Origin of the sequence: Pseudomonas sp. PICF141, from assembly GCF_002286815.1 — a bacterium.
In the GTDB taxonomy this organism is placed as follows: Bacteria; Pseudomonadota; Gammaproteobacteria; order Pseudomonadales; family Pseudomonadaceae; genus Aquipseudomonas.
The window spans coordinates 72300-98555 of sequence record NZ_MUNM01000025.1; the positions used below are offsets into that span (position 1 = coordinate 72300).

Here is a 26256-nt window from a genome sequence, read left to right on the forward strand (position 1 = left end):
GTGGACTGCGACGGTGCGTCAGGGTTCTATTTTTCTTCAGTTCGCCCTGGCCTGCGTTACTCGATCCACCAGATAAACCAGCCCGTGGTAGTCAATTCCGCCATGTTCTGTCAGACCGATCTCACAGGTGCGGCTGGTAGAAATCCCCTCACTGCATTGCTGTACCGCGTTCTTGAGCGTGCGTAACGAATGGGCATTCAGTTCCGGGGTGGTGAAGCCCTTGTCGCCGGCAAAACCGCAGCAGTGAATGCCTTCCGGGATGACCACATTTTTACTGCACTTGCGCGCCAGATCGATCAACGCCTGGCTCTCACCGAGATGCTGAGTGCTGCACGTGACATGCACCGCAATCGGCGCTTCCTGGGGGGTGAAATCGAGACGATCCATCAAGTGAGTGCGGATGAAGCGCACGGGGTCGTAGAGGTCCAGTCGCACGTCGCCCAGGTCCTGAACCAGCCGCAAGGTGCAGGGGCTGGTGTCGCAGTAGATCGGGTCGAGCCCGCCGCGGCTGGCGTGCAGCAGTGCGCCGATCAGTTCCTGGCGTTTGTGTTCGGCCTGTTCGGCGTAGCCCTTGGAAGCAAACGGCTGACCGCAGCAGAGGTTGTCCTGATTGTCTGGAAAGACTACCTGATAACCGGCCTTTTCCAGCAAACCGCGGGTTTTTTCATACAACGACATTTGCTCTTTATCACTCGCCGCCGGGCCCATGACCCGCGATACGCAGGCTGCCAGGTACACCACCCGAGGCCGTTCGTCCGACACCGTCGGGCTGAAGCGAATGACCCTTTCCGGCTGTGGCATGGCATTAGTCCATTGCGGGATTTGCCCCTTGGACAACCGCGTCAGCGATGCCGACAGTTTTGCCAGGCGTGGTGCTCCCAGCAGCATCCGTGCACCGTTGGCCACGTGCAGGGTGAAACGCGCGCCTTGCAACACGGTGGCGAAATTTCCTTCAATCCAGTTAGCGGTTTTCGTATGCGCTGCCTGACGGCTACGGAATTTTTTCACCAACTCGCCGGTGTTGATTCCTACAGGGCAACGTTGCGCACACAGGCCAGTGGCGGCGCAGGTGTCGATGCCCTGGTATTCGTAAGCGGCTTCGAGCTCGGTGGTGTCGACGCCTGCGCGCTTCTTCGCCTGGATATCTCGCCAGATCACGATGCGCTGGCGTGGGCTCAGCGTAAGGCCTTTCGACGGGCACACCGGCTCGCAGAAACCGCACTCGATGCACTTATCCACAATCTCATCGGCGGCCGGCAGCGGTTTCAGATGCTTGAGGTGGATCTGCGGATCGTCGCTGAGCACCACGTCCGGGTTGAGAATGCCGTTAGGGTCGAGCAGGCGCTTGAGCTGCCACATCAACTGATAAGCATCGCTGCCCCATTCCAGTTCGACGAAGGGCGCCATGTTGCGACCGGTCCCATGTTCGGCCTTCAGCGAACCGCCGAATTCAACGGCCACCAACTGCGCCACGTCGTCCATGAACGCCTGGTAGCGTGCGACTTCTTCCGCACTGTTGAAGCCTTGGGTGAAGACGAAGTGCAGATTGCCTTCCAGGGCGTGTCCGAAAAGGATCGCTTCGTCGTAATGGTGTTTGTCGAACAGCTCGATCAAGCGGTTCACGCCGCTGGCTAACTGTTCCACCGGGAACGTCACGTCTTCGATGATCACTGTGGTGCCGGTTTTACGCACCGCGCCGACGGCAGGGAAGGTGTCTTTGCGGATCGCCCAAAGCCGGGCGTTTTCCACCGGGTCTTCGGTGAAGTCGACTTGCTTCTCCACCGGGAAGCCCGTCAGCGACGCCATGATTTGCGTCAGTTGTTCCTGCAGCAAAGTGGAAGATGCGGCGCGGGATTCGATCAGCAGGGCGCAGGCATGGGTCGACAGTTGTTGTACGAAAGCCGGCATGCCGGGCTTGTCCTGCACCGAACGCAGGCTGCGGCGATCCAGCAGTTCCACCGCCGACACCGGTTGGCTTTTCAGTACAGAGACAGCGTTGCAGCAGGTTTCTACGTCAGGGAACACGATCAGCGCCGACGCCTTGTTCGGGTGGTCGATTACCGTGTCGTAGGTCACTGCGCTGATGAACCCGAGCGTGCCCTCGGAGCCCACCAGCAAGTGGCTCAAGATATCCACAGGCTCGTCGAAATCCACCAGCGCATTGAGTGACAGCCCGGTGGTATTTTTCAGACGGTATTTGTGGCGAATTTTTGCAGCCAGTTCGGCATTGGCGCGGGTCTCGCGCCCTAACGTCGCCAGACGTTCCAGCAGCTCGGCGTGGCTCTTGCGGAAGGCCGCCACACTGGCGGCGTCTTCGGTATCGAGACGACTGCCATCCGCCAGTACCAGACGAATCCCGGCCAGCGTGTGGTAGGTATTTTGAGCGGTACCGCAGCACATGCCGCTGGCATTATTGGCGACGATGCCGCCGATTTTGCAGGCGTTGATCGAGGCCGGGTCCGGACCGATTTTGCGCCCGAACGGCGCCAGCCAGGCATTGGCCTGAGCGCCAATCACGCCCGGTTGCAGACGGATTTGCGTACCCTGGCCGCGGATTTCGCGGCCGTTCCAGTTATCGCCCAGCACGATCAGTACTGAATCGCTGATGGCCTGGCCAGACAGGCTGGTGCCGGCGGCGCGGAAGGTCACCGGGACTTTATCCCGTTGCGCCAGTTTGAGCAGTGCCACCACTTCATCCTCGGACTCGACGCGGATGATCAGTTCCGGAATCAGCCGGTAGAAACTGGCGTCGGTGCCGAAGGCCAAAGTCGATAGCGGATCGTCAAAACGCCGCATTTCAGGAATCAGTTGCCGCACATCTTGCAGAAAAGCCGCCGGTAGACTCATTGGTCCTCCAGAATCAGAACGACCAGATCTTTCGGGCCGTGGGCGCCGTAAGCCAGAACTTGCTCGATGTCGGCGGTCTTCGACGGGCCAGACACCAGCAAGGCGTTGGTCGGCATGCCTTGGGCCCATTCGAACTCCTGCTGCACCTGATAGAAGTTGTCGCGGATTTCACTGGCCTTGAGCAGGGCGAAATGCACGGGCGGCACCAGGCTCATCAGGCGCGGTTCTTCCCGCGTCGGCCAGAGAATCAGGCTACCTGTCGCGGCGATTGCGCCGAGGGTGCCGGTCAGGCTGGCCGGGGTGTCGTTGAACAACTCGGCTTTCCATTCCTCGACCGGGCGGTTGTAGGCTTTGAGCGCTGGCAAGCGAGGATTTTTCGCCCAATGCGCAGTGATGCGTTGACCATGAGGTGTCGTCGGCGCAATCAACAGGCTGGGCAACTGGCGATCCTGCAGCAGTTTCGCCAGCAATTCCGGCCAGCCATCCCCGGACGTCAGATGAATCTCGGTGTGCACCGCTTCCATCAGTTTGCGCAGTTGCGGGATGCGTTGCTCAGGCGTGTAGGTGTAGGGCGCTGTCACCAGTTCGACATCGAAGTTGTCAGCTAACGGCGTAGTGCCTGTCAGACTGTTGCGCAATTTGGCGAGGATATTTTGCTTGGCGCTCATCGACGGTCTTCCTGTTTGGCCAGATGCTCCCGGGCCATGTCATGCAGTGAACGGGCCGCAGGTTTAGGTGCGCTGTGGTTCTGAGTCCACGGGCCGACGTTGCTCGGGGTCAGCGCGCGCAGGCGAGTAGCGAGGAAGCCGAACAGGCGATAGAGCGTTGGCGAGCTGTTGAGCTTCGCCCAGGCGTTCCAGATAAACCGTTCTTTGCGTGAGAACTTGCTGCCTTGGCCGCGCATGACTTGACGCGGGGTGTTCGGGGGTTTGACGTTCTCTTCCCGTAGGCGACGCAGTAATGCGGGAATCGGAATTTTTACCGGGCAGACTTCACCGCAAGCGCCGCATAATGACGAGGCACTCGGGTGATCAGGGACTTTCGCCAGGCCGACCATGTGCGGGGTGATGATTTTTCCGATAGGCCCGGGGTAAACCTCCCCATAGGCATGGCCGCCGATTCGGGTGTAGACCGGGCAATGATTCATACAGGCGCCACAGCGGATGCAGTTCAGGGTCTGGCGCAATTCGCTGTCGGCAAACGCCTGGCTGCGACCGTTGTCGAGCAATACCAGGTGCACTTCCTGCGGGCCGTCGAGTTCATGTTCCTTGCGTGGCCCGGAAATCATGTTGACGTAGGTGGTGATCGGCTGGCCAAGGGCCGAACGCGTCAGCAGCGACAATAGCGGTACAACGTCCCGCAGGTTTTCGACAACTTTTTCGATGCCCGTGACGGCGATGTGAACGGGCGGCACGGTGGTCGACATGCGCCCGTTGCCTTCGTTTTCCACCAACAGCAAAGTGCCGGTTTCGGCCACGGCGAAGTTGACGCCGGAGACACCGATGTCGGCTTCGAAGAATTTCTGTCGCAAGACTTTGCGACCGATCTGAATGAGTTGGTCTACGTCCTTGGTGTACTCCACGCCAAGTTTGTCGTGGAACAAGGACGCGACCTGACCGGCATTCTTGTGGATCGCCGGCATAATAATGTGTGAAGGCTTCTCGTGGTCGAGCTGGACGATGAATTCACCCATGTCCGACTCCAGGCATTCAATGCCTTGAGCCGCGAGGACATGGTTCATTTCCATCTCTTCGCTGACCATCGATTTGCCCTTGATCACTTGCCGCGCCTCGTGAGCGCGGATGATCGATAAAACGATGCCATTGGCCTCGTCCACCGTTTCCGCCCAGTGCACTGTCACACCGTTGCGGGTCAGGTTCTGTTCAAGCTGCTCGAGCAAATCGGGCAACCTGGATAAAGCACGGGCGCGAACAGCATTGCCCAGCACTCGCAAATGTTCTCGCTCAAAGGCATCGCTGAAAGACGCTGCCCGTTTGCTCATCAGTGAATCCATCGCGCTGCGAAAGTTGTTTCGCAGTTGCGTGTCATCCAGCGCCTTGTGAGCCCGGATGCGGAAATCTTCTTCCACGGCAACCGTAGGAATAATCGCGGAAGCGTTCATAGAACACCTCCGGTCCGCTGCCACAGGAAGCTGGCCAGGTGTTGGCCGCGCAATGCTTCCTTCTGTTTCTCCAGCGAGCCGTTGATGTTCATCAGACAGCCGCAGTCGGCACTGAGTACCTTGTGCGCACCGGATTCCTTCAACGACCGGGTCTTGTCAGCCACCATCGCGCCGGAAATATCTGGCATACGGACGCTGAAAGTCCCACCAAAGCCACAGCATTCACTTTCGTGGCTGTGGTCGACTCGCTCCACGTTGCTCAGCTGCGCCAACAACTCACGGCCATGCAGGTGGGTGTTCATTTCTCGACGTGCCGAGCACGACGTGTGCAGTGCCACTTTGACCGGTTCACCGCTGTCCTTGAGCTGCACCTTGCAGACAAACAGCAGAAACTCTGCCAGTTCATAAGTCCGTGCCGCGAGGGCCTGAACCTGCTTCAGCGTTTGCGGCTCGTCCTTGAACAAGTCGGCGTAGTGTTCGCGCAACATCCCCGCGCAAGACCCCGAGGGCACCACCACCGGATAATCACCGGCAAACAGCGCCAGTTGCGAGCGCGCCACGGTCCGGGCCTGTTCTGTGTAACCCGAAGTGTAGGCCGGTTGCCCACAGCAGCTTTGCCCTTGCGGGTATTCGACACGAATGCCTTCGCGTTCCAGCAGGTGGATCGCGTCCATCCCGGCTTCCGGGTAGAACAGATCCACTACGCAAGTCCCGAACAGGTAGACCCGTGACGGTTTCTCGCTGGGGTATTGCCGAGGCTCGGGCAGTGGCGGGGCGACGCGGGTCGCGTTCGGCACTGCGTTGTAAAAAAGCTCGCTCATCAGGCGTGTCTCCGGGTGGTCCCGGTTATCCGTCCGCTGAGGCTGCTGAATATAGTAAGGAAAGCTTTCAGCAGCCTTGCAGACCCGGTTGTGAATAGCTGACGCCGGGGGGCGTAACCCGGCGTCGGTTTTTTCCGTATCGCGTGTAGTGCTTAGTGCACCAGCATGCCGGTGAACCAGTAGGCCTGGGCCAAGGTGATCAGGCCGACGATCGCTGCAAAGAATAGGCTGTGCTTGAGTGTGAAGCGGAACAGATCCGATTCCTTGCCCACCAACCCGGTCGCGGCGCAGGCCACGGCGATCGATTGCGGCGAAATCATCTTGCCGGTCACGCCGCCGCTGGTATTCGCCGCCACCAGTAAGGTGTCGTTGACGCCGATCTGGTGCGCGGTGGTCGCTTGCAGCGAACTGAACAGCGCGTTGGACGAGGTGTCGGAACCGGTCAGGAACACACCGAGCCAGCCGAGGAATGGCGAGAAGAACGGGAATGCCGCGCCGGTGCCTGCCAGTACCAGAGCCATGGTCGATGACATGCCCGAATAGTTGGTGACGAAGGCGAAGGCCAGCACCATGCCGATGGACAAAATCGGCCAGCGCAGCTCGTAGACGGTCTCTTTAAAAGTGGTAAGACCAGTTTTCAGATTGATCTTCAGCACCAGCATCGAAATCAGCGCGGAGAAGAAAATCGCCGTGCCGGTCGCGGAAACCGGATCGAGTTTGAACACCGCCGGAATCGCCGTCGGGGCGGTCACGATCGGGGCGACCTTGATCACCATTTGATCCAGATGCGGGATCGCGAAGTTGAACACCCAGCTATACATCGAGCCGCCCGCAGCGAACATTGCTTTGAACGGTTTCAGCGTCCAGATGGTGACCAATACGGTGAGGATCAGGAACGGCGACCAGGCTTTGAAAATTTCCCCCAGGCTGTAAGGCGAAGCCACGGTGGTGCGTGGCTGGCCGAAACCACCGCTGCTGGCCACTACGGAAGCCGAGACAGCGCCGACGATGTGTTGGCCGGCGGCGCGTTTTGGCTGCCAGATTTTCAGGAATAGCGTCAGGGAAACCAGGCTGGCCAATGCCGAAGTGATGTCCGGCAATTCCGGGCCGATGAAGTTCGAGGTGAAGTATTGGGTAATGGCAAAGCTCAAGCCGGCGACCAAGGCTGCCGGCCAGGTTTCCCGAACGCCGCGCAGGCCGTCCATCATGAACACCAGCCAGAACGGCACGAACAGCGACAGCAATGGCAATTGACGGCCGGTCATGGCGCCGATCTTGAACGCGTCGATGCCGGTGACTTGCCCGGCGACGATGATCGGAATCCCCAAGGCGCCAAAGGCTACCGGCGCGGTGTTGGCGATCAGGCACAGGCCGGCGGCGTACAGCGGGTTGAAACCCAGCCCGACCAGCAGCGCGGCGGTAATCGCTACCGGGGCACCGAAACCGGCGGCACCTTCCAGGAAGGCGCCGAAGCAGAAACCGATCAGCAGTACTTGCAGGCGTTGGTCGTCAGTGATCGACAGTACCGAGCTGCGGATCACTTCGAACTGGCCACTCTTGACCGTCAGTTTGTAGAGGAACACCGCCGCCACGATGATCCACGCAATCGGCCATAAGCCGTAGGCGAAGCCGTATCCGGCAGCCGCGAAGGCCATATCGACCGGCATCTGGAACGCGAAGATGGCTACTGCAATCGATAACGCCAGGGTGATGCTGCCAGCCACGTGGCCTTTAAGGCGGAACACGGCCAAAGCGAGGAAGAAAAATACGATGGGAATGACGGCCGCGAGTGCGGACACGCCGAGACTGCCGAGCGGGCTGTAGAGCTGTTGCCAGGTTTGCATATGGGGTGGCCCCTAATTGTTGTTGGTCAGGCACTGATCAGCGTTCTTGGTTAATTGGTAATACCAATTTACAATCGCTGTTGGCTAGGGTAAAAGCCTTGTATGCGGTGTGTCAATTTGCCGCCCTAAAACTTTTGTCGAATGAGCGGTGCAGAACGCATCTGATCTGTTCGATCAAACGTCGTCTGACAGGTGCTGGTGCAGCGCCAATAGGCCAGAATAGAGAGCCCGGCGAGCCGCCGGGATCGTGGAGAATGAGTAATGGGGTTTGATCAGATTCGGCAGCGCCGTTTGTCTGACGATATTGTCGAGCAGCTCGAGCAGATGATTCTCGAGGGCACATTGAAGGCTGGCGAACGCTTGCCGGCAGAGCGTGCATTGGCCGAGCAGTTCGGCGTGTCACGCCCTTCGTTGCGCGAAGCGATTCAGAAACTGACGGCCAAAGGGCTGCTGGTCAGTCGTCAGGGCGGCGGTAACTATGTGGTGGAATCCCTGGGCTCGACGTTCAGCGATCCGCTGCTGCATTTGCTGGAAAGCAACCCCGAGGCCCAGCGCGATTTGCTGGAGTTTCGTCATACGCTGGAAGCCTCCTGTGCTTACTACGCGGCATTGCGCGCCACTGATGTGGATCGCGAGCGATTGACGGCGGCATTTGACGAGTTGCAAGACTGCTATTCGCGTCATGACGAAGTGAGTCGGCTGGAAGAAGGCGCGGCGGACGCAAGATTTCACTTGGCGATCGCCGAAGCCAGTCATAACGCGGTGTTGCTGCACACCATTCGCGGGCTGTTCGACCTGCTCAAGCGCAACGTGGTGACCAACATCGGCGGCATGTACAAACAGCGCTCCGAAACCCGCGACATGCTGATTGCGCAGCATCGGGAGTTGTACCTGGCGATTATCGAAGGCAAGGCGGAGCAGGCGCGGGAGGTTTCCAGTCGACACATTCTGTATGTGCAGGAAGTGCTGGAAGAGGTGCGTCAGGAAGTGCAGCGCGTGGCTCGGGCGGAGCGGCGCAAGGGGATGTAGTCAATGATCGTTCCCACGCAGAGCGTGGGAACGATCAGATCAGGTAGGAAAATTAATCTTCCTTGCCCTTGTTTCGCACCGCACGCTGCAATTCACGACCGGCGTCGCGCTCGCGTTCGGTATCACGCTTGTCGTATTCCTTCTTGCCCTTGCCCAGAGCGATCTCGCACTTGACCATGTGCTTGCTCCAGTACCAGGAAAGGCATACGCAGGCGTAACCTTTTTGCTGCACGGCAGCGGCCAGCTTTTCCAGCTCCCGCCGGTTGAGCAGCAATTTTCGGGTGCGGGTCGGATCTGCGATGACGTGGGTGCTGGCAGTCGTCAATGGCGTAATGTGGCTGCCGAGCAGCCAGGCTTCGCCATCTTTGAGCAGCACGTAACTGTCAACCAGTTGTAGCTTGCTAGCCCGCAAACTTTTTACTTCCCAGCCGGCCAGGACCAGACCAGCCTCGAACTTATGCTCGATGAAGTAATCGTGTCGCGCCTTTTTATTCTGCGCGATGGTCCCTGTTGGGTGTTTCTTCTGTTTAGCCATAGGGGCGGCATTATAGGGAGTTGCAAGCGAGTCGGCTACGGTGACGCTACGTGCTTGAGCAGGTTGATTGAATCCCGGACAATGCGGCCTCTTTTTTGAACGCTTGGGCGTGATAACGATGTCGACAGACAAGGTTTCTGTCCACGGCAGTTGGGCTAGCCGCTGGGTCTTCATACTCGCCGCGACCGGTTCGGCCGTGGGTTTGGGTAGTATCTGGAAATTCCCTTACATGGTCGGCGTCTACGGTGGCGGAGCCTTTGTGCTGATGTTCCTGGCCTGTATCGCGCTGATCGGTATGCCCGTCATGCTGGCCGAAACCCTGATCGGTCGCCGTGCGCGGCAGAGCCCGGCCAATGCCTTGAAGGTCCTGGCGCTGGAAGCGGGGCATTCGGCGAAATGGTCCTGGGGTGCATTTGCCGGGATGATCACGGCGCTGCTGATTCTGTCTTTCTATAGTGTGGTCGGCGGCTGGTCGCTGGATTACATCATTGACATGGGGCGTGGCGATTTCCAGGGCGCGACCCCTGATCAGGTCGGCGCCTACTTTGGCAATGTGATCGCCGATCCATGGCGCCTGACACTTTGGCACACCGCTTTCATGCTCCTCTCCGCCGTGGTAATCGCCAAAGGCGTAGTCGCCGGGCTGGAGCGCAGCCTGCGGATCATGATGCCGCTGCTGTTCGTGATGGTGATTGTCCTGCTGGGCTACAGCATGACCACTGGCCATTTCATGGAGGGCGTGCATTTCATGTTCGACTTCCATCCGGAAAAAGTACTCGACGGCTTGCTGCCGGCCATGGGTCACGCGTTTTTTTCCCTGAGCGTGGGCGTCGGTTCGATCATGATCTACGGGGCTTATATGCCCAAGAGCTCGTCGATTTCCGGCACCGTTGTCGGTGTGGCACTACTCGATACTTTCGTTTCTCTGGTCGCCGGTCTGGCATTGTTTCCGATTGTGTTCGCTGCTGGCCTGAACCCGAGCGAAGGCCCTGGCCTGATGTTCGTCAGCCTGCCATTTGCCTTTGGTAACGTAGCGTTCGGCCAGTTGATGGGCGTAGTGTTCTTTGTACTGGTGGCGATCGCGGCCTGGAGTTCGGCGATTTCCCTGCTCGAGCCGATGGTGGCTTATTTGGTTGAGCGCACGAAGATCAGCCGCGCCTGGGTCACCTTCTGGTTGGCATTTACTTGCTGGTTCGTCGGTCTGGGCACCGTGTTCTCCTTCAATATCTGGAAGCAAGCCAGGTTTTTCGTGAACGAAGGCGGGATGTTCCACCTCTACCAATGGGGAGCAGCCGGTGGTCTGGACTTCTTTGGTGTGATCGATTTCTTCACTTCGCGGATCATGTTGCCACTCGGTGGTTTGTGTTTCGTAATGTTTGCGGGCTGGGTGATGGGGCGTGAAGCGGTGCGCGACGAATTGTCGATCCGTCGTCCGCTGCTGTTCGCCCTGTCCCTGTTCTTGATGCGCTATGTGGCGCCCATCGGCATTCTTGTAGTGTTTGCCGCCCAGCTGTGGAAGTAACGCTGACATGACGACACACATTCAACGTTCGGCCCTGCTGCCGTATCCGGCGCAAGCGCTTTATGACCTGGTCAACGACGTGGCCCGCTATCCGGAATTCTTGCCATGGTGCTCGTCGGCGCAAGTCCTGGAAAGCACTCCCCAGCTTATGCGTGCCAGCGTCGGCGTGGCCAAGGGTGGCCTTAGTCAGCATTTCGTGACGCGTAATACCCTGGTGCCCGGGCGTTCTATCGAGATGAACCTCGAGGAAGGTCCGTTCAGCCAGCTGCACGGCATCTGGGTGTTCAAGCCGTTGGGTGATAAGGCCTGCAAGATCAGTCTGGATTTGTCGTTCGACTACTCGGGGCCGCTGGTGCGTGCGACGTTGGGGCCTTTGTTCAATCAGGCGGCGAATACGCTGATGGACGCGTTTTGCCAGCGTGCGAAACAGATGCATGGTTGAGGCAATGATCAAGGTCGAAGTGGTGTATGCCGTTGTTGATCGTCAGGTATTGCTGACCATAACGGTGCCAGTGGGCACAACGGTGCGAGAAGCGTTGCTCGAATCCGGCCTGAACAGCGAATTCCCTGAGCTGGATCTGGCCAGTTGTCCGGTCGGGATCTTTGGCAAAGTGATCGCTGAACCGGCCAATCGTCCGGTTCAGACAGGTGATCGCCTGGAGATTTACCGGCCGTTGCTGGCCGATCCGAAAGAAGTTCGCCGGTTGCGCGCCGCCAAGGCTGCCGAGGCTAAAGCCCGGAATCAATGACCCGGTCAAACGCCAGACAATAAAAAACCCGGACATGCCGGGTTTTTTATTGCGTCGCAAATTATTGCGGCGAGGTTTCCAGCGGTTCTGGTGTCGGGACTGGAACGGTTTCCACGTTGTCCACGTCCTTCTGGATCTGGTCCAGCAACGACCCAGGCTTGACCGGTTTTTCTGGCTTCGGCTTCTCGGCATTTTCGGCTGGCGCGGTCACGGTTGTGTCGCTGTCCTTGCCGAGAATGGCTTCGTCGCGGCTCACGCCCGGCATGAAGTCGCCAGAGAGGCTGACAAGTTGATCATTTGGGTTGAAGATAACGCTAATGCGTTCCTGCTGGCGTTCACCGCCACCCGGTTGCAGGCTGTACAGATAATCCCAGCGATCGGCATGGAACGTGTCGGTCAGCAGAGGGTTGCCCATGATAAACCGTACTTGCCGGCGGGTCATTCCCGGGCGTAACTGGTCTATCATGTCCTGCGTGACGACATTGCCCTGCTGGATGTCGATTTTGTAAACCCCGGGGAATGAACAACCGGCGAGTGCGAGCAGTCCCACAAAGGTGAAACTGGTTAGCAAGAGCTTGGTGTTTTGCATCGGTGGGCGACTTCCACTATCTTGGCTGGGACAACGTAAACGCCGATCATACCCGCATTAAGAGAAGCTGCGAAGCAGCATCGCGAGAAAGCTGACCATGGTTGAAAATAGCGAACTACGCAAAGCCGGCCTCAAAGTGACCCTTCCACGGGTCAAAATTCTGCAAATGCTCGATTCCGCCGAGCAACGCCACATGAGTGCCGAGGATGTCTACAAGGCGCTGATGGAGGCTGGTGAGGACGTCGGTCTGGCCACGGTTTACCGTGTACTGACCCAGTTCGAGGCAGCTGGCCTTGTGGTGCGGCACAACTTCGACGGAGGCCATGCGGTCTTCGAGCTGGACGACGGCAAGCATCACGACCACATGGTCAACGTCGAGACCAGTGAAGTGATCGAATTCTTCGACGAAGAAATCGAGCGGCTGCAGAAAGCAATCGTCGACAAGTATGGCTTCGAGATGGTTGATCACAATCTTGTTCTGTACGTACGCAAGAAAAAGTAAGCATGTCGCGCGAACTTCAGGTTCGCGAAACGAACGAAGGCGACCCCAGGGTCGCCTTCGTGCTGTCTGCCGTACTTAAATTTTCGCGGTCACGACCATTTTTTTGGCGTGAGCCAGTGATTCCTTGGTGATATCGATACCGCCCAGCATCCGCGCCACTTCTTCAACGCGATCGGTCTTGCTCAGTTTTGAGACGGCTGTATGGGTAGCGTCTTCGCCCCGGACCTTGTGAACAAATAGATGTTGATGCCCCTGCGCCGCCACTTGCGGCAAGTGAGTCACGGTCAGAACCTGCCCACGCTCCCCGAGGCGTCGCAGCAATTGACCGACAATTTCGGCAGTCGGGCCGCCGATACCCACGTCCACTTCGTCAAACACCAGGGTCGGTACGCGAGAGGTCTGTGCAGTGATCACCTGAATCGCCAGGCTGATACGCGAGAGTTCGCCACCCGACGCCACTTTTGCTAGGGCTTTCAATGGCTGCCCCGGGTTGGCGCTTACCAGCAACTCTACTTGTTCGAGCCCATTGGGCAGCAGTTCGTCGCTGCTGTTGGGGTGCAATTCGATGGTGAAGCGGCCGCCGGGCATACCCAGGCGCTGGATTTCCAGTTCTACGGCGCTGGCCAGGCTGTTTGAGGCTTGATGCCGCAGATCGCTCAGTTCCCGCGCCTTCTCCTGATAATGGCGGGCATAGGAGGCCAGCTCATCGCTCAGTCGTTCGATGGATTCGTCATTGGCATTCAGGGTTTCGAGTTCATCGAGTAGTTTCTGCTGCATCTCGGCGACTTCGGTCGGCTGGATACGGTGTTTGCGCGCCAGGGTGTAGATGGCATCAAGGCGCTCTTCCAGGTATTGAAGGCGCGCCGGATCGGCGTCGAAATTGTCGAGAAAGCGGTTGAGCTCGCCGACGGCTTCTTCAACCTGAATCTGTGCGCTGGTCAGCAGGCTGCTGGCTTCACCCAGGGCGCCGATCGAATTGTTCACGCTCGATAGGCGATTAAGGCTGGCGGTAAGCGCATTCAGTACATTGCCGGAATCACTTTCGCTGCACTGTTCGACCACTTGCCGGCAGATGCCCAGCAGGGTTTCGGCGTTGGTCAGGTTCTTGTGTTCCTGTTCCAGCTGTTCAAGCTCGGTTTCGCCCAGGCCGAGGTTTTCCAGTTCTTCAAGTTGATAGCTGAGCAACTGATGGCGGGCACGTTGTTCGTCGCCGGAGTTGGAAAGGCGTTCCAGTTCCTGGCGGGTCTGGCGCCAGCGTTGGGCGGCCAGTTGCACCTGACGGGCAAGGTCTGTGGCGCCGGCGTATTCGTCGAGCAGGCGGCGATGGGTATCGGTTTTGAGCAGGGACTGGTGTTCGTGCTGACTGTGGATATCGATCAGCAACTCGCCCAAGGCCTTCAAATCGCCGAGGGGGCAGGGGGTTCCGTTGATATAGCCACGCGAGCGTCCTTCAGCGGTGATCACTCGACGTAAAATGCACGGGCCGTCGTTTTCGAGATCGCGCTCCGCCAGCCAGGCACTGGCCTCTGGAATGTCGATCAGGTCGAAGGTGGCCAGGATATCGGCCTTGTCGGCGCCGGGGCGGACTACGCCGCTGTCGGCGCGATCGCCCAGGGTCAGGCCCAGGGCGTCGAGCATGATCGACTTGCCGGCACCGGTTTCCCCTGTGATCACGCTCATCCCGCGATCGAGTTCGAGATCGAGATGTTCAACGATGGCGTAGTTATGTACGGACAGGTGCACCAGCATGAAGGCCGCTCCCAGGCTTTAGGTCTGGTTATTTATACAGTGTTTTGTTTCGGGCTGACAATGCCCTCGCTTAGGTCGATTTGCTTGAGTATTGAAAATCCTTAGTGCAATGAGGAATGACTATGCGGCTGTTTTTTGTGGAGGCAAACATCAAATAGCCCTTGAAGCTGAATTTTGCGGCCCCATATACCGGGGCAGAAGCGCGAGTTGAGCTCGCGGACGATATCGGAAGGAGAAATCTATGGCTGACGAACAGACAGTGGATACGCAGAATCTAGACGCCAACCAGGGCCCCGAGGCTTCGGGTGAAGACCTGGCGGCTCGTGTACAAGTGCTCGAAGAGCAATTGGCTGGTGCGCAGGATCAGGCTTTGCGTGTAGCCGCCGATCTGCAGAACGTCCGCCGCCGTGCCGAGCAGGACGTTGAAAAAGCTCACAAATTCGCGCTGGAAAAGTTCGCTGGTGACCTGCTGCCGATCATCGACAGCCTGGAGCGCGGCCTGGAACTGTCCAACCCTGACGACGAAAACATTCGTCCAATGCGCGAAGGGATCGAGCTGACCCTGAAAATGTTCCAGGACACCCTGAAGCGCTATCACCTGGAAGCGATCGACCCTGAGGGCGAACCCTTCAATGCCTTGCATCATCAGGCAATGGCCATGCAGGAAAGCGCCGACGTCGAGCCAAACAGTGTGCTCAAAGTGTTTCAGAAGGGCTATCAGCTTCACGGCCGCCTGCTGCGCCCGGCCATGGTCGTGGTCAGCAAGGCACCTGCACCGGTTTCGCCTTCGATTGACGAGCAGGCTTGAAATTAGCCGCAAGGCCCCCATTTAGAAGTCAAGCGTTTAAGTGCTACCGCGGTCAGCCACCACTACTGCGGCATCCAAATCCAAAGTTTCGGGAGAGTGAACATGGGCAAAATTATCGGTATCGACCTGGGGACTACCAACTCCTGCGTCTCCGTGCTGGAAAACGGCAAAGCCAAAGTTATTGAAAACGCTGAAGGCGCGCGTACTACGCCGTCGATCATCGCTTACGCCAACGACGGTGAAATCCTGGTTGGCCAGTCGGCCAAGCGTCAGGCAGTGACCAATCCGCATAACACCCTGTACGCGGTGAAGCGTCTGATCGGTCGTCGTTTCGACGAAGAAGTTGTACAGAAAGACATTCAGATGGTCCCTTACAAGATCGTCAAGGCTGACAACAACGACGCCTGGGTTGAAGTAAACGGCCAGAAAATGGCGCCGCCACAAATTTCGGCTGAAATTCTGAAGAAAATGAAGAAGACCGCCGAAGACTACCTCGGCGAGCCAGTGACCGAAGCGGTGATCACCGTTCCGGCTTACTTCAACGACAGTCAGCGTCAAGCCACCAAAGATGCCGGTCGCATCGCGGGGCTGGACGTTAAACGTATCATCAACGAACCAACCGCAGCCGCACTGGCCTACGGTATGGATAAGGCGAAAGGCGATCACACCGTGATCGTTTATGACTTGGGTGGCGGTACTTTCGACGTTTCCGTGATCGAAATCGCCGAAGTCGATGGCGAGCACCAGTTCGAAGTGTTGGCCACCAACGGTGACACGTTCCTGGGCGGCGAAGACTTTGACATTCGTCTGATCGACTACCTCGTCGACGAATTCAAGAAAGAAAGCGGCATGAACCTCAAGGGTGACCCGCTGGCCATGCAGCGCCTGAAAGAAGCCGCTGAGAAAGCCAAAATCGAACTGTCCTCCAGCCAGTCGACCGACGTGAACCTGCCGTACATCACTGCAGACGCTACCGGTCCTAAGCACTTGAACGTGAAAATCTCCCGCGCCAAGCTTGAAGCGCTGGTTGAAGACCTGGTTCAGCGCACCGTGGAACCTTGCCGCATCGCTATGAAAGATGCCGGTATCGACGTCAGCAAGATCGACGACGTGATTCTGGTTGGCGGTCAGACCCGTATGCCAATGGTGCAGAAAGCGGTTTCCGACTTCTTTGGTAAAGAAGCTCGTAAAGACGTTAACCCGGACGAAGCAGTTGCCATGGGTGCTGCAATCCAGGGTGCAGTATTGGCCGGTGACGTGAAAGACGTTCTGCTGCTCGACGTCAGCCCGCTGACCCTGGGTATCGAAACCATGGGTGGCGTGATGACCGCGCTGATCGAGAAAAACACCACGATTCCTACCAAGAAATCGCAAGTGTTCTCGACTGCCGACGACAACCAGAGCGCAGTGACCATTCACGTCCTGCAAGGTGAGCGTAAGCAAGCCGCCCAGAACAAGTCCCTGGGCAAGTTCGACCTGGCCGAGATTCCGCCAGCGCCACGTGGCGTGCCACAAATCGAAGTGACCTTCGACATCGACGCCAACGGCATCCTGCACGTCGGCGCGAAAGACAAGGCTACCGGCAAGACTCAGTCGATTGTGATCAAGGCCAACTCCGGTCTGTCCGAAGAAGAAATTCAGCAGATGGTTCGCGATGCTGAAGTGAATGCTGAAGAAGACCGCAAGTTCGAAGAGCTGGCCAGTGCCCGTAACCAAGGCGATGCCCTGGTCCACTCGACGCGCAAAATGGTCGTTGATGCTGGCGATAAAGTGAGCGCTGAAGAGAAGTCTGCAATCGAAGCCGCTGTAGTTGCCCTGGAAACCGCCATCAAAGGCGATGACAAGGCTGCTATCGAAGCCAAGGTTGAAGAGCTGTCCAAGGTTTCTGCGCCAGTGGCTCAGAAAATGTATGCCGAACAGGCTCAGCCAGCTGAAGGCGCGGCACCGCAAGACGAAAAAGCCGAAAAAGCTGATGACGTCGTCGATGCTGAGTTCGAAGAGGTTAAAGACCACAAGTAAGTTGTTGGTCGCCCGGTTGACTGCCTTCAGGCGGTGACTGGTAGGATGTCGCCGCGCGGGAGCTTGCTCCCGCGTTGGCATGTCTGGAGTTAGAGAATTTTTACAGCATGCGACAACCGTTCGGGTGCTGATGGTATGGCCGGAAATGCTCCTGCTTTTCGAGCCAGAAGTACCGTATTGAATCAAAGACCAGGATCGTTGAATTGACGTGAGTTGGGTCCGGGCCTGCATTGGGGCTCAACGAGTTTGGCGAGGCTCAGGAGGGGTTTGCCGAACGTCCTTAAGAGTGCAAAGACTTATGGCAAAGCGTGACTATTACGAAGTATTGGGTGTTGAGCGTGGTTCAAGCGATGCGGACCTGAAAAAGGCCTACCGTCGTCTGGCGATGAAGCATCACCCGGACCGTAATCCCGATGACAAAGCGTCGGAAGATATGTTCAAGGAGGCCAACGAGGCCTACGAAGTGCTGTCTGATTCCAGCAAGCGCGCGGCCTATGATCAATACGGTCATGCCGGTGTCGATCCGAGCATGGGTGGCGGCGGTGCCGGTTTTGGCGGTCAGAACTTTTCCGACATCTTTGGCGATGTCTTCAGTGACTTCTTCGGTGGCGGTCGCGGCGGTGCTCGTGGCGGCGCTCAGCGCGGCAGCGATCTGCGTTACACCCTGGAGCTGAATCTGGAAGAAGCGGTGCGTGGCACGACCGTGAATATCCGCGTACCAACACTGGTCAACTGCAAGCCGTGCGATGGCTCGGGCGCCAAGAAAGGCTCCTCGCCGGTCACGTGCCCAACGTGCGGTGGTATCGGTCAGGTACGCATGCAGCAAGGCTTCTTTTCGGTGCAGCAGACCTGCCCGCGCTGCCATGGCCAGGGCAAGATCATTTCCGATCCGTGCGAATCCTGCCGCGGCGAAGGTCGAGTCGAAGAGTACAAGACCCTGTCGGTGAAAGTGCCGGCCGGTGTCGATACTGGCGACCGTATTCGCTTGTCTGGCGAAGGCGAGGCGGGTGCGCAGGGTGGGCCGACCGGCGACCTGTACGTGGTGATCAATGTGCGCGAGCACGCGATTTTCCAGCGTGACGGCAAGCACTTGTTCTGCGAAGTGCCAATCAGCTTCGTTGATGCAGCGCTGGGCGGCGAGCTGGAGATTCCGACCCTCGATGGTCGGGTCAAGCTGAGAATTCCGGAAGGGACTCAGACCGGTAAGCAGTTCCGTGTTCGCGGCAAAGGTGTCGCGCCGGTTCGTGGTGGCGGTGCTGGCGACCTGATGTGTCGCGTGGTGGTCGAAACCCCGGTCAACCTGGGTCGTCGTCAGCGCGAACTGCTGGAAGAGTTGCGCAACTCCATGGCGGGTGACAACAGTCATTCGCCAAAAACCACCGGTTGGTTTGAAGGTGTGAAGCGCTTCTTCGGCGATTTGTAAGGAGTCGACATGCGACGTATAGCTGTGATGGGCGCTGCCGGGCGCATGGGCAAGATTCTGGTCGAGGCGGTGCAGCAGCGCGCGCCGCTGACCGGCCTGACGGCCGCCATCGTGCGCCCCGGCAGCACGCTGATTGGCGTGGATGCCGGTGAGCTGGCATCGCTGGGGCGAATCGGTGTGCCGCTGTCCGGCAAGCTGGATGCGGTAGTCGATGAATTCGATGTGTTGATCGACTTCACGCTGCCGGAAGTGATGCTGAAAAATCTGGAGTTCTGCCGTCAGGCGGGCAAATCCATGGTGATCGGTACCACTGGGCTGGACGCGGCGCAGAAGCAGTTGCTGGCCGAGGCGAGCAAGGATATTGCGATTGTGTTCGCGGCCAATTTCAGTGTCGGTGTCAACCTGTCGCTGAAGCTGCTCGACATGGCGGCTCGTGTGCTGGGCGATGACGCTGACATCGAAATCATCGAGGCTCATCATCGGCACAAGATCGATGCGCCTTCAGGCACGGCTCTGCGCATGGGCGAAGTGATCGCCAATGCGCTGGATCGTGATCTGCAGAAAGTTGCGGTTTATGGTCGTGAAGGTCACACCGGTGTGCGTGAGCGTGAAACGATCGGTTTCGCGACTGTTCGCGGTGGTGATGTGGTTGGTGATCATACGGTGCTCTTCGCCTGCGAGGGTGAACGACTGGAAATCACACACAAGGCATCCAGCCGTATGACCTTCGCCAAGGGGGCGGTACGTGCCGCTTTGTGGCTGGACGGTCGTGAGCCGGGTCTTTACGACATGCAAGACGTGCTCGACCTGCGGTAAGATGTGCCCGAAATCGGGTTCAAACCAGGCGTTTGAACCCGGTTTTGTTCCGCCTGGCGACGTCCTGTCGCATTCTCCGGCCTTTAGGGCTCATTGGCGGTAGACCAAAAATGCCTTTTTCTGTAAGCTACAGCTTTAGTGTGTCCACTAAAAGCGCGCAGAATAATTCGATGAAGAAGCGGGGTGACGTGTCCATACGTCACTCCGCTTTTTTACAACCTGCGATCGCCCTTTCAGGCTTTATTTACGGGAGGTCTTCTTGACTAAGCCAGCCATACTCGCCCTTGCTGATGGCAGCATTTTTCGCGGCGAAGCCATTGGAGCCGACGGTCAAACCGTTGGTGAGGTGGTGTTCAACACCGCAATGACCGGCTATCAGGAAATCCTTACCGATCCTTCCTACGCCCAACAGATCGTTACCCTGACTTACCCGCACATCGGCAATACCGGCACCACGCCGGAAGACGCCGAGTCGAACCGTGTCTGGTCGGCCGGCCTGGTCATTCGTGACTTGCCACTGGTTGCGAGCAACTGGCGTAACACGATGTCCTTGTCCGACTACCTCAAGGCCAACAATGTGGTGGCCATCGCCGGTATCGACACCCGCCGCCTGACACGCATCCTGCGTGAGAAAGGCGCGCAGAACGGCTGCATCATGGCCGGTGACAACATTTCCGAAGAAGCCGCCATTGCCGCCGCTCAGGGTTTCCCTGGCCTCAAAGGCATGGACCTGGCGAAAGTCGTCAGCACCGAAGAAAAGTACGAGTGGCGCTCGACTGTCTGGGACTTGAAAACCGACAGCCACGCGACCATCGACGCTTCCGATCTGCCGTACCACGTGGTCGCCTACGACTACGGCGTCAAGGTCAACATCCTGCGCATGCTGGTCGAGCGCGGTTGCCGCGTGACCGTGGTACCTGCGCAAACTCCGGCCGCTGAAGCGCTGGCACTGAAACCGGATGGCGTGTTCCTGTCCAACGGCCCGGGCGACCCTGAGCCATGCGACTACGCGATTCAGGCAATCAAGGAAGTGCTGGAAACCGAGATCCCGGTATTCGGTATCTGCCTCGGTCACCAACTGCTGGCTCTGGCCTCCGGCGCCAAGACCCTGAAAATGGGCCACGGCCACCACGGTGCCAACCACCCGGTTCAGGATCTGGACAGCGGTGTGGTGATGATCACCAGCCAGAACCACGGTTTTGCGGTAGACGAAGCGACCCTGCCAGGCAACGTTCGGGCGATCCACAAATCGCTGTTCGACGGCACCCTGCAAGGCATCGAGCGTACCGACAAGAGCGCCTTCAGCTTCCAGGGTCACCCTGAAGCCAGCCCCGGCCCGAACGACGTAGCGCCACTGTTTGATCGCTTCATCAACGAAATGGCCAAGCGACGCTAATCGCTCGCCCTGATGTAGCGAAGCCTGAGGGCGGTCCCGAAAACGGTGGCCCCCTCAAGGCTTCATGGATTGAACAAGACGGCTTGCCGACTGACCTGCGGATTTGAGTGACAACCCATGCCAAAACGTACAGACATTAAAAGCATCCTGATTCTCGGCGCTGGCCCGATCGTGATCGGCCAGGCCTGCGAATTCGATTACTCCGGCGCCCAGGCCTGTAAAGCCCTGCGCGAGGAGGGTTACCGCGTCATCCTGGTCAACTCCAACCCGGCGACCATCATGACCGACCCGGCCATGGCAGACGCCACTTACATCGAGCCGATCAAGTGGCAGACCGTTGCCAAGATCATCGAGAAAGAGCGTCCGGACGCGCTGTTGCCAACCATGGGTGGCCAGACCGCCCTGAACTGCGCCCTGGACCTGGAGCGCGAAGGCGTTCTGGAGAAGTTCGGCGTAGAAATGATCGGCGCCAATGCTGACACTATCGATAAGGCCGAAGACCGTTCGCGCTTCGACAAGGCGATGAAATCCATCGGTCTGGATTGCCCGCGTTCGGGTATCGCCCACAGCATGGAAGAGGCCAACGCGGTTCTCGAGCGCCTGGGCTTTCCGTGCATCATTCGTCCGTCCTTCACCATGGGCGGCACCGGTGGCGGTATCGCTTACAACCGTGAAGAGTTCGAAGAAATCTGCGCCCGCGGTCTGGACCTGTCGCCGACCAAAGAGCTGCTGATCGACGAATCGCTGATTGGCTGGAAAGAATATGAGATGGAGGTTGTCCGCGATAAGAAGGACAACTGCATCATCGTCTGCTCCATCGAAAACTTCGACCCGATGGGCGTGCACACCGGTGACTCGATCACAGTTGCGCCAGCACAGACCCTGACCGACAAGGAATACCAGATCTTGCGTAACGCCTCCCTGGCGGTACTGCGCGAGATCGGCGTCGAGACTGGCGGTTCCAACGTTCAATTCGGTATCTGTCCGAACACCGGTCGCATGGTCGTGATCGAGATGAACCCTCGGGTGTCCCGTTCCTCGGCACTGGCTTCGAAAGCCACTGGCTTTCCGATCGCCAAGGTCGCGGCCAAGCTGGCTGTGGGTTACACCCTCGACGAGCTGTCGAACGACATCACCGGCGGCAAGACTCCGGCGTCCTTCGAGCCGTCCATCGACTACGTCGTCACCAAGCTGCCACGTTTCGCCTTCGAGAAGTTCGCCAAGGCTGACGCGCGTCTGACCACTCAGATGAAGTCGGTGGGTGAAGTCATGGCCATCGGCCGTACTTTCCAGGAATCCTTGCAGAAAGCCCTGCGCGGTCTGGAAGTGGGCGTTTGCGGTCTGGACGAGAAGGTCGACCTGGGCAACCCGGAAAGCATGAGCGTGCTCAAGCGCGAACTGACCGTGCCAGGCGCCGAGCGGATCTGGTATGTGGCGGATGCCATGCGCGCGGGCATGAGTGTTGAAGATATCTTCGGCATGACCATGATCGATCCTTGGTTCCTGGTGCAGATGGAAGATCTGATCAAGGACGAAGAGAAGGTCAAAACCCTGGGCCTGACCAGCATTGATCGCGATCTGATGTTCCGCCTCAAGCGCAAAGGCTTCTCCGACATGCGCCTGGCCAAATTGCTGGGTGTGACCGAGAAGAGCCTGCGTGCTCACCGTCACAAGCTGGAAGTCTTCCCGGTCTACAAGCGCGTCGACACCTGCGCTGCCGAATTCGCCACCGATACGGCTTACCTCTACTCGACCTACGAGGAAGAGTGCGAAGCCGCGCCGTCGGGTCGCGACAAGATCATGATCCTGGGCGGCGGTCCGAACCGTATCGGCCAGGGCATCGAGTTCGACTACTGCTGCGTACACGCGGCATTGGCCCTGCGCGATGATGGGTACGAGACCATCATGGTCAACTGCAACCCGGAAACCGTTTCCACCGACTACGACACTTCCGATCGCCTGTACTTCGAACCAGTGACTCTGGAAGACGTGCTGGAAATCGTCCGCGTCGAAAAGCCAAAAGGCGTGATCGTCCAGTACGGCGGCCAGACCCCGCTTAAACTGGCGCGTGCCCTGGAAGCTGCTGGCGTGCCGATCATCGGCACCAGCCCTGACGCCATCGACCGTGCCGAAGATCGTGAACGCTTCCAGCAGATGGTCCAGCGCCTGAACCTGCGTCAGCCGCCAAACGCCACCGTGCGCAGCGAAGACGAAGCGATTCGTGCGGCCAGCAAGATCGGTTACCCGCTGGTGGTGCGCCCGTCCTATGTACTGGGCGGCCGTGCGATGGAAATCGTCTACGAAGAAGAAGAACTCAAGCGCTATCTGCGCGAAGCGGTTCAAGTGTCCAACGACAGCCCGGTGCTGCTGGATCACTTCCTCAACTGTGCCATCGAAATGGACGTCGATGCGGTCTGCGACGGCAAAGACGTGGTGATCGGCGCGATCATGCAGCACATCGAGCAGGCCGGCGTTCACTCCGGTGACTCCGCGTGCTCCCTGCCGCCGTACTCGCTGCCTGCTCACATCCAGGACGAGATGCGCGAACAGGTCAAGAAGATGGCCCTGGAACTGGGCGTGGTCGGCCTGATGAATGTTCAGTTGGCGCTGCAAGGCGAAGACATCTACGTCATCGAAGTCAACCCGCGTGCCTCCCGTACCGTGCCGTTCGTGTCCAAGTGCATCGGTGTTTCCCTGGCGATGATCGCTGCGCGCGTGATGGCGGGTAAAACCCTGAAAGAGTTGGGTTTCACCAAGGAAATCATTCCGAACTTCTACAGCGTGAAAGAGGCGGTATTCCCATTCGCCAAATTCCCTGGTGTGGACCCGATCCTGGGCCCGGAGATGAAGTCCACCGGTGAAGTGATGGGCGTGGGCGATACCTTTGGCGAAGCCTTTGCCAAAGCCCAGATGGGTGCCAGCGAAGTGCTGCCGACTGGCGGTACCGCGTTCATCAGTGTGCGTGATGATGACAAGCCGCTGGTTGCAGGCGTGGCTCGTGATCTGATCAACTTGGGCTTTGAAGTGGTCGCCACTGCCGGTACTGCCAAGCTGATTGAAGCCGCAGGCCTGAAAGTGCGTCGCGTGAACAAAGTGACCGAGGGGCGTCCGCACGTGGTCGACATGATCAAGAATGACGAAGTCACCCTGATCATCAACACCACCGAAGGTCGCCAGTCGATCGCCGATTCCTACTCCATTCGTCGCAATGCCTTGCAGCACAAAATCTACTGCACCACTACCATTGCTGCAGGCGAAGCTATCTGTGAAGCGCTGAAGTTCGGTCCTGAGAAGACCGTACGCCGCTTGCAGGATTTACACGCAGGATTGAAGGCATGATCAAATACCCAATGACCGTCCAGGGCGCGAAAGCCCTGGAAGAAGAACACGCTCACCTGACCAAGGTCGTCCGTCCGAAGCTCAGCCAGGACATCGGTACGGCTCGCGAGTTGGGTGACTTGAAAGAAAACGCCGAATACCACGCTGCTCGCGAGCAGCAAGGTATGGTCGAGGCGCGGATTCGTGACATCGAAGGCCGGATTCAAAATCAGGTCATCATCGATGTCACGACCATTCCTCATACCGGCAAAGTGATTTTCGGCACTACCGTTGAAATCGCCAACGTCGAGACGGATGAGCGCGTCACTTACCACATCGTGGGTGAGGATGAGGCTGACTTCAAACTCGGCAAGATTTCCGTGGGTTCGCCACTGGCTCGCGCCTTGATCGCCAAGGAAGAGGGTGATGTGGTTGCCGTGAAAACGCCAGGTGGCGTTATCGAGTACGAGATTGTCGAAGTCCGCCACCTCTGAAAGAAGGCGCCCGCTACGTGCGGGCGCCATGCTTTGGCAACTGACCCAAATGTTGTGGGTTGGAGGTCTGTGGCTGTTGCACATCGGTCTGCTGCCGGTGCTGGGGCGAATAGGCCTGGCGCCGCTGCTGATCGACGAGATTGCAGGCATGCTGAATACACTGATGGTGGGATTTGCCACAGTGTGTGTGATTTTTCAGGCTTTGGTGCTGGTTCAGGCCGAGGGCCTTACCAGTCTATGGCGCGATATTCGTGGGCAACTGCTGATGATGGCGTCGTATGGGGGCGCGATGTATTTCGCGGTCCATCTCGGCTGGCCGCAGGCGGCGCAATGGCAGCTGTTCAGCTATCTTGTTCTGGGATTTTCCGGGTTGGTGCTGGTGATGCAGCCAGTGCCGGGATGGAGTGCGAGGGTGCGCGAAGCACACCCTTGACCCTTGTCATCACTTGAAGCGATGGACATTCGACAACTGCTTGTTAACGCTGAAGTTCTTGCGGTAAATCAGTGCCATCTTGCCGATGACTTGAACCAGATCGGCTTTGCCGGCCTTGCAGAGTTCTGCAATGGCTGCCAGGCGCGATTCGCGATCGAGGATGTTGAGCTTGATCTTGATCAGCTCGTGATCCGCCAAAGCACGTTCAAGTTCGGCTAACACACCTTCAGTCAAACCGTTGTCAGCCACAATTAAAACTGGTTTCAGATGGTGGCCAATGGATTTGTACTGTTTCTTCTGCTCTTGAGTGAGCGGCATAATCTGACCCTTTAGTCTGGATTCTGTAAAATGGCGGCCATTTTACCCGAGGGTTCGTGGATCCGCCCAATTAATCACGACCCTTATCATCGAGGTGCCCAATGGCGCGTTCCAAGACAAGCCTTGGTTGGCTGAAAAGACATGTCAATGATCCCTATGTGAAGCAGGCGCAGAAGGATGGTTACCGCTCGCGTGCGAGTTACAAGCTTCTGGAGGTCCAGGAGAAATACAAGCTCATCCGTCCTGGTATGAGCGTTGTCGACCTGGGTGCGGCGCCCGGCGGCTGGTCGCAGGTCACTAGTCGGCTGATCGGTGGTCAGGGGCGTCTGATCGCCTCGGACATCCTGGAAATGGACAGCATTCCGGACGTGACTTTCATTCAGGGTGACTTCACCCAGGACGAAGTGCTCGCTCAGATCCTTGAAGCCGTGGGTAATTCGCAGGTGGACCTTGTGATTTCCGATATGGCCCCCAATATGAGTGGTACGCCTGAGGTGGACATGCCAAAAGCCATGTTTCTATGTGAACTGGCTCTTGATCTGGCGGCTCGGATACTCAAGCCAGGTGGTAATTTCGTGATCAAGGTGTTTCAGGGTGAAGGGTTTGATGCTTACGTGAAGGACGCTCGTCAGAAATTCGACAAGGTCCAGATGATCAAACCGGACTCTTCCCGTGGCAGTTCCCGCGAGCAATACATGCTGGCATGGGGCTACCGCGGCCGTAGTGAGTAAATCGAGGTTTTTTTGCGGGTCGATAGGTTTTTCGTATTTCGTCCCGTGAGCATTAGCGAATATTGTGTAGAAAGTGTTTCACAAAGGGTTACAGACGGCGCCTGCCAGAGCCGTAGGTAATGTAGTAAGTTAGGCCGGTGAATATCATGCGAAGCACGCGCCATTCGCGGAGCTTGCTTCAGAGGGTAGTT

General features: G+C 58.1%; 23 protein-coding genes. 14 read left to right on the forward strand and 9 right to left on the reverse strand.

The annotated features are described in order from the left end of the window. Window positions 1–36: 36 nt before the first annotated feature. From BZL43_RS04540 to BZL43_RS04560, 5 genes are all read right to left on the reverse strand, one after another. A complete protein-coding gene (locus BZL43_RS04540; RefSeq protein WP_095631207.1) occupies window positions 37–2847 on the reverse strand; it encodes an FAD-binding and (Fe-S)-binding domain-containing protein in 2811 nt (936 codons plus the stop codon). Beyond that, entirely contained in the window at window positions 2844–3515 is a 672-nt protein-coding gene (locus BZL43_RS04545; RefSeq protein ID WP_095631208.1) for a lactate utilization protein, read from the reverse strand. Before BZL43_RS04545 ends, BZL43_RS04540 begins: the two co-directional genes overlap by 4 nt. Further along, on the reverse strand, window positions 3512–4969 hold the full coding sequence (locus BZL43_RS04550; protein WP_095631209.1) for a LutB/LldF family L-lactate oxidation iron-sulfur protein: 1458 nt from the start codon (window positions 4967–4969) through the stop codon (window positions 3512–3514). The genes BZL43_RS04545 and BZL43_RS04550 overlap by 4 nt, the downstream gene beginning before the upstream one ends. Then, window positions 4966–5790 (reverse strand): (Fe-S)-binding protein, encoded by an 825-nt coding sequence (locus BZL43_RS04555; protein ID WP_095631210.1) that lies wholly within the window; start codon window positions 5788–5790, stop codon window positions 4966–4968. The genes BZL43_RS04550 and BZL43_RS04555 overlap by 4 nt, the downstream gene beginning before the upstream one ends. Before the next feature lie 152 nt (window positions 5791–5942). Then, entirely contained in the window at window positions 5943–7634 is a 1692-nt protein-coding gene (locus BZL43_RS04560; RefSeq protein WP_095631211.1) for a lactate permease LctP family transporter, read from the reverse strand. Between the two features lie 261 nt (window positions 7635–7895). Here BZL43_RS04560 and BZL43_RS04565 point away from each other — a divergent pair, with 261 nt between their 5' ends. Then, window positions 7896–8663, forward strand: coding sequence for a GntR family transcriptional regulator (locus BZL43_RS04565; protein ID WP_095631212.1), 768 nt, complete (start codon window positions 7896–7898; stop codon window positions 8661–8663). Between the two features lie 52 nt (window positions 8664–8715). On the opposite strand, the gene smpB is transcribed toward BZL43_RS04565, so the two are convergent. Next, on the reverse strand, window positions 8716–9198 hold the full coding sequence (gene smpB, locus BZL43_RS04570; RefSeq protein ID WP_095055592.1) for an SsrA-binding protein SmpB: 483 nt from the start codon (window positions 9196–9198) through the stop codon (window positions 8716–8718). Window positions 9199–9316: 118 nt separating this feature from the next. On the opposite strand from smpB, the gene BZL43_RS04575 reads away from it, so the two are divergent. The 3 genes from BZL43_RS04575 to BZL43_RS04585 are packed head-to-tail and all read left to right on the forward strand — an operon-like array spanning window position 9317 to window position 11469. Continuing rightward, window positions 9317–10720, forward strand: coding sequence for a sodium-dependent transporter (locus tag BZL43_RS04575; protein ID WP_095631213.1), 1404 nt, complete (start codon window positions 9317–9319; stop codon window positions 10718–10720). 7 nt (window positions 10721–10727) lie between these two features. Continuing rightward, a complete protein-coding gene (locus tag BZL43_RS04580; RefSeq protein WP_095631214.1) occupies window positions 10728–11162 on the forward strand; it encodes a type II toxin-antitoxin system RatA family toxin in 435 nt (144 codons plus the stop codon). Then, a complete protein-coding gene (locus BZL43_RS04585; protein ID WP_095631215.1) occupies window positions 11155–11469 on the forward strand; it encodes an RnfH family protein in 315 nt (104 codons plus the stop codon). The genes BZL43_RS04580 and BZL43_RS04585 overlap by 8 nt, the downstream gene beginning before the upstream one ends. A 61-nt stretch (window positions 11470–11530) precedes the next feature. On the opposite strand, the gene BZL43_RS04590 is transcribed toward BZL43_RS04585, so the two are convergent. Next, window positions 11531–12058 (reverse strand): outer membrane protein assembly factor BamE, encoded by a 528-nt coding sequence (locus BZL43_RS04590; RefSeq protein WP_007900538.1) that lies wholly within the window; start codon window positions 12056–12058, stop codon window positions 11531–11533. Between the two features lie 97 nt (window positions 12059–12155). Here BZL43_RS04590 and fur point away from each other — a divergent pair, with 97 nt between their 5' ends. Continuing rightward, the gene (gene fur / locus BZL43_RS04595; protein WP_003197684.1) at window positions 12156–12560 is read left to right on the forward strand and encodes a ferric iron uptake transcriptional regulator; all 405 of its coding nucleotides are present in this window, start codon (window positions 12156–12158) and stop codon (window positions 12558–12560) included. Window positions 12561–12635: 75 nt separating this feature from the next. Here the strand turns inward: fur and recN are convergent, their stop codons facing one another. Next, the gene (recN, locus tag BZL43_RS04600) at window positions 12636–14309 is read right to left on the reverse strand and encodes a DNA repair protein RecN (RefSeq protein WP_095631216.1); all 1674 of its coding nucleotides are present in this window, start codon (window positions 14307–14309) and stop codon (window positions 12636–12638) included. Between the two features lie 241 nt (window positions 14310–14550). On the opposite strand from recN, the gene grpE reads away from it, so the two are divergent. From grpE to BZL43_RS04640, 8 genes are all read left to right on the forward strand, one after another. Beyond that, complete coding sequence (gene grpE, locus BZL43_RS04605) at window positions 14551–15117, forward strand: nucleotide exchange factor GrpE (RefSeq protein WP_095631217.1); 567 nt, start codon at window positions 14551–14553, stop codon at window positions 15115–15117. Window positions 15118–15219: 102 nt separating this feature from the next. Further along, window positions 15220–17136, forward strand: coding sequence for a molecular chaperone DnaK (gene dnaK / locus BZL43_RS04610; RefSeq protein WP_095631218.1), 1917 nt, complete (start codon window positions 15220–15222; stop codon window positions 17134–17136). 298 nt (window positions 17137–17434) lie between these two features. Continuing rightward, complete coding sequence (dnaJ, locus tag BZL43_RS04615) at window positions 17435–18559, forward strand: molecular chaperone DnaJ (protein WP_095631219.1); 1125 nt, start codon at window positions 17435–17437, stop codon at window positions 18557–18559. 9 nt (window positions 18560–18568) lie between these two features. Further along, window positions 18569–19375 (forward strand): 4-hydroxy-tetrahydrodipicolinate reductase, encoded by an 807-nt coding sequence (gene dapB, locus BZL43_RS04620; protein WP_095631220.1) that lies wholly within the window; start codon window positions 18569–18571, stop codon window positions 19373–19375. A 259-nt stretch (window positions 19376–19634) separates the two neighbouring features. Continuing rightward, on the forward strand, window positions 19635–20771 hold the full coding sequence (gene carA, locus BZL43_RS04625; RefSeq protein ID WP_095631221.1) for a glutamine-hydrolyzing carbamoyl-phosphate synthase small subunit: 1137 nt from the start codon (window positions 19635–19637) through the stop codon (window positions 20769–20771). 117 nt (window positions 20772–20888) lie between these two features. After that, window positions 20889–24110: a carbamoyl-phosphate synthase large subunit gene (carB, locus tag BZL43_RS04630; RefSeq protein ID WP_095631222.1), complete on the forward strand. Its 3222-nt coding sequence runs from the start codon at window positions 20889–20891 to the stop codon at window positions 24108–24110. Further along, window positions 24107–24583: a transcription elongation factor GreA gene (gene greA / locus BZL43_RS04635; RefSeq protein ID WP_007942892.1), complete on the forward strand. Its 477-nt coding sequence runs from the start codon at window positions 24107–24109 to the stop codon at window positions 24581–24583. Before carB ends, greA begins: the two co-directional genes overlap by 4 nt. A 28-nt stretch (window positions 24584–24611) precedes the next feature. Next, window positions 24612–25016 carry an MFS transporter gene (locus BZL43_RS04640; RefSeq protein WP_095631223.1) on the forward strand — a complete coding sequence of 135 codons (405 nt, stop codon included), beginning with the start codon at window positions 24612–24614 and terminating at the stop codon, window positions 25014–25016. A gap of 9 nt (window positions 25017–25025) precedes the next feature. Here BZL43_RS04640 and BZL43_RS04645 read toward each other — a convergent pair whose 3' ends face one another. After that, entirely contained in the window at window positions 25026–25334 is a 309-nt protein-coding gene (locus BZL43_RS04645; protein WP_007900503.1) for a YhbY family RNA-binding protein, read from the reverse strand. 101 nt (window positions 25335–25435) lie between these two features. Between BZL43_RS04645 and rlmE the strand changes: the two genes are divergently transcribed. Continuing rightward, window positions 25436–26065 (forward strand): 23S rRNA (uridine(2552)-2'-O)-methyltransferase RlmE, encoded by a 630-nt coding sequence (gene rlmE / locus BZL43_RS04650; protein ID WP_007900501.1) that lies wholly within the window; start codon window positions 25436–25438, stop codon window positions 26063–26065. The last annotated feature ends 191 nt before the right edge of the window (window positions 26066–26256 follow it).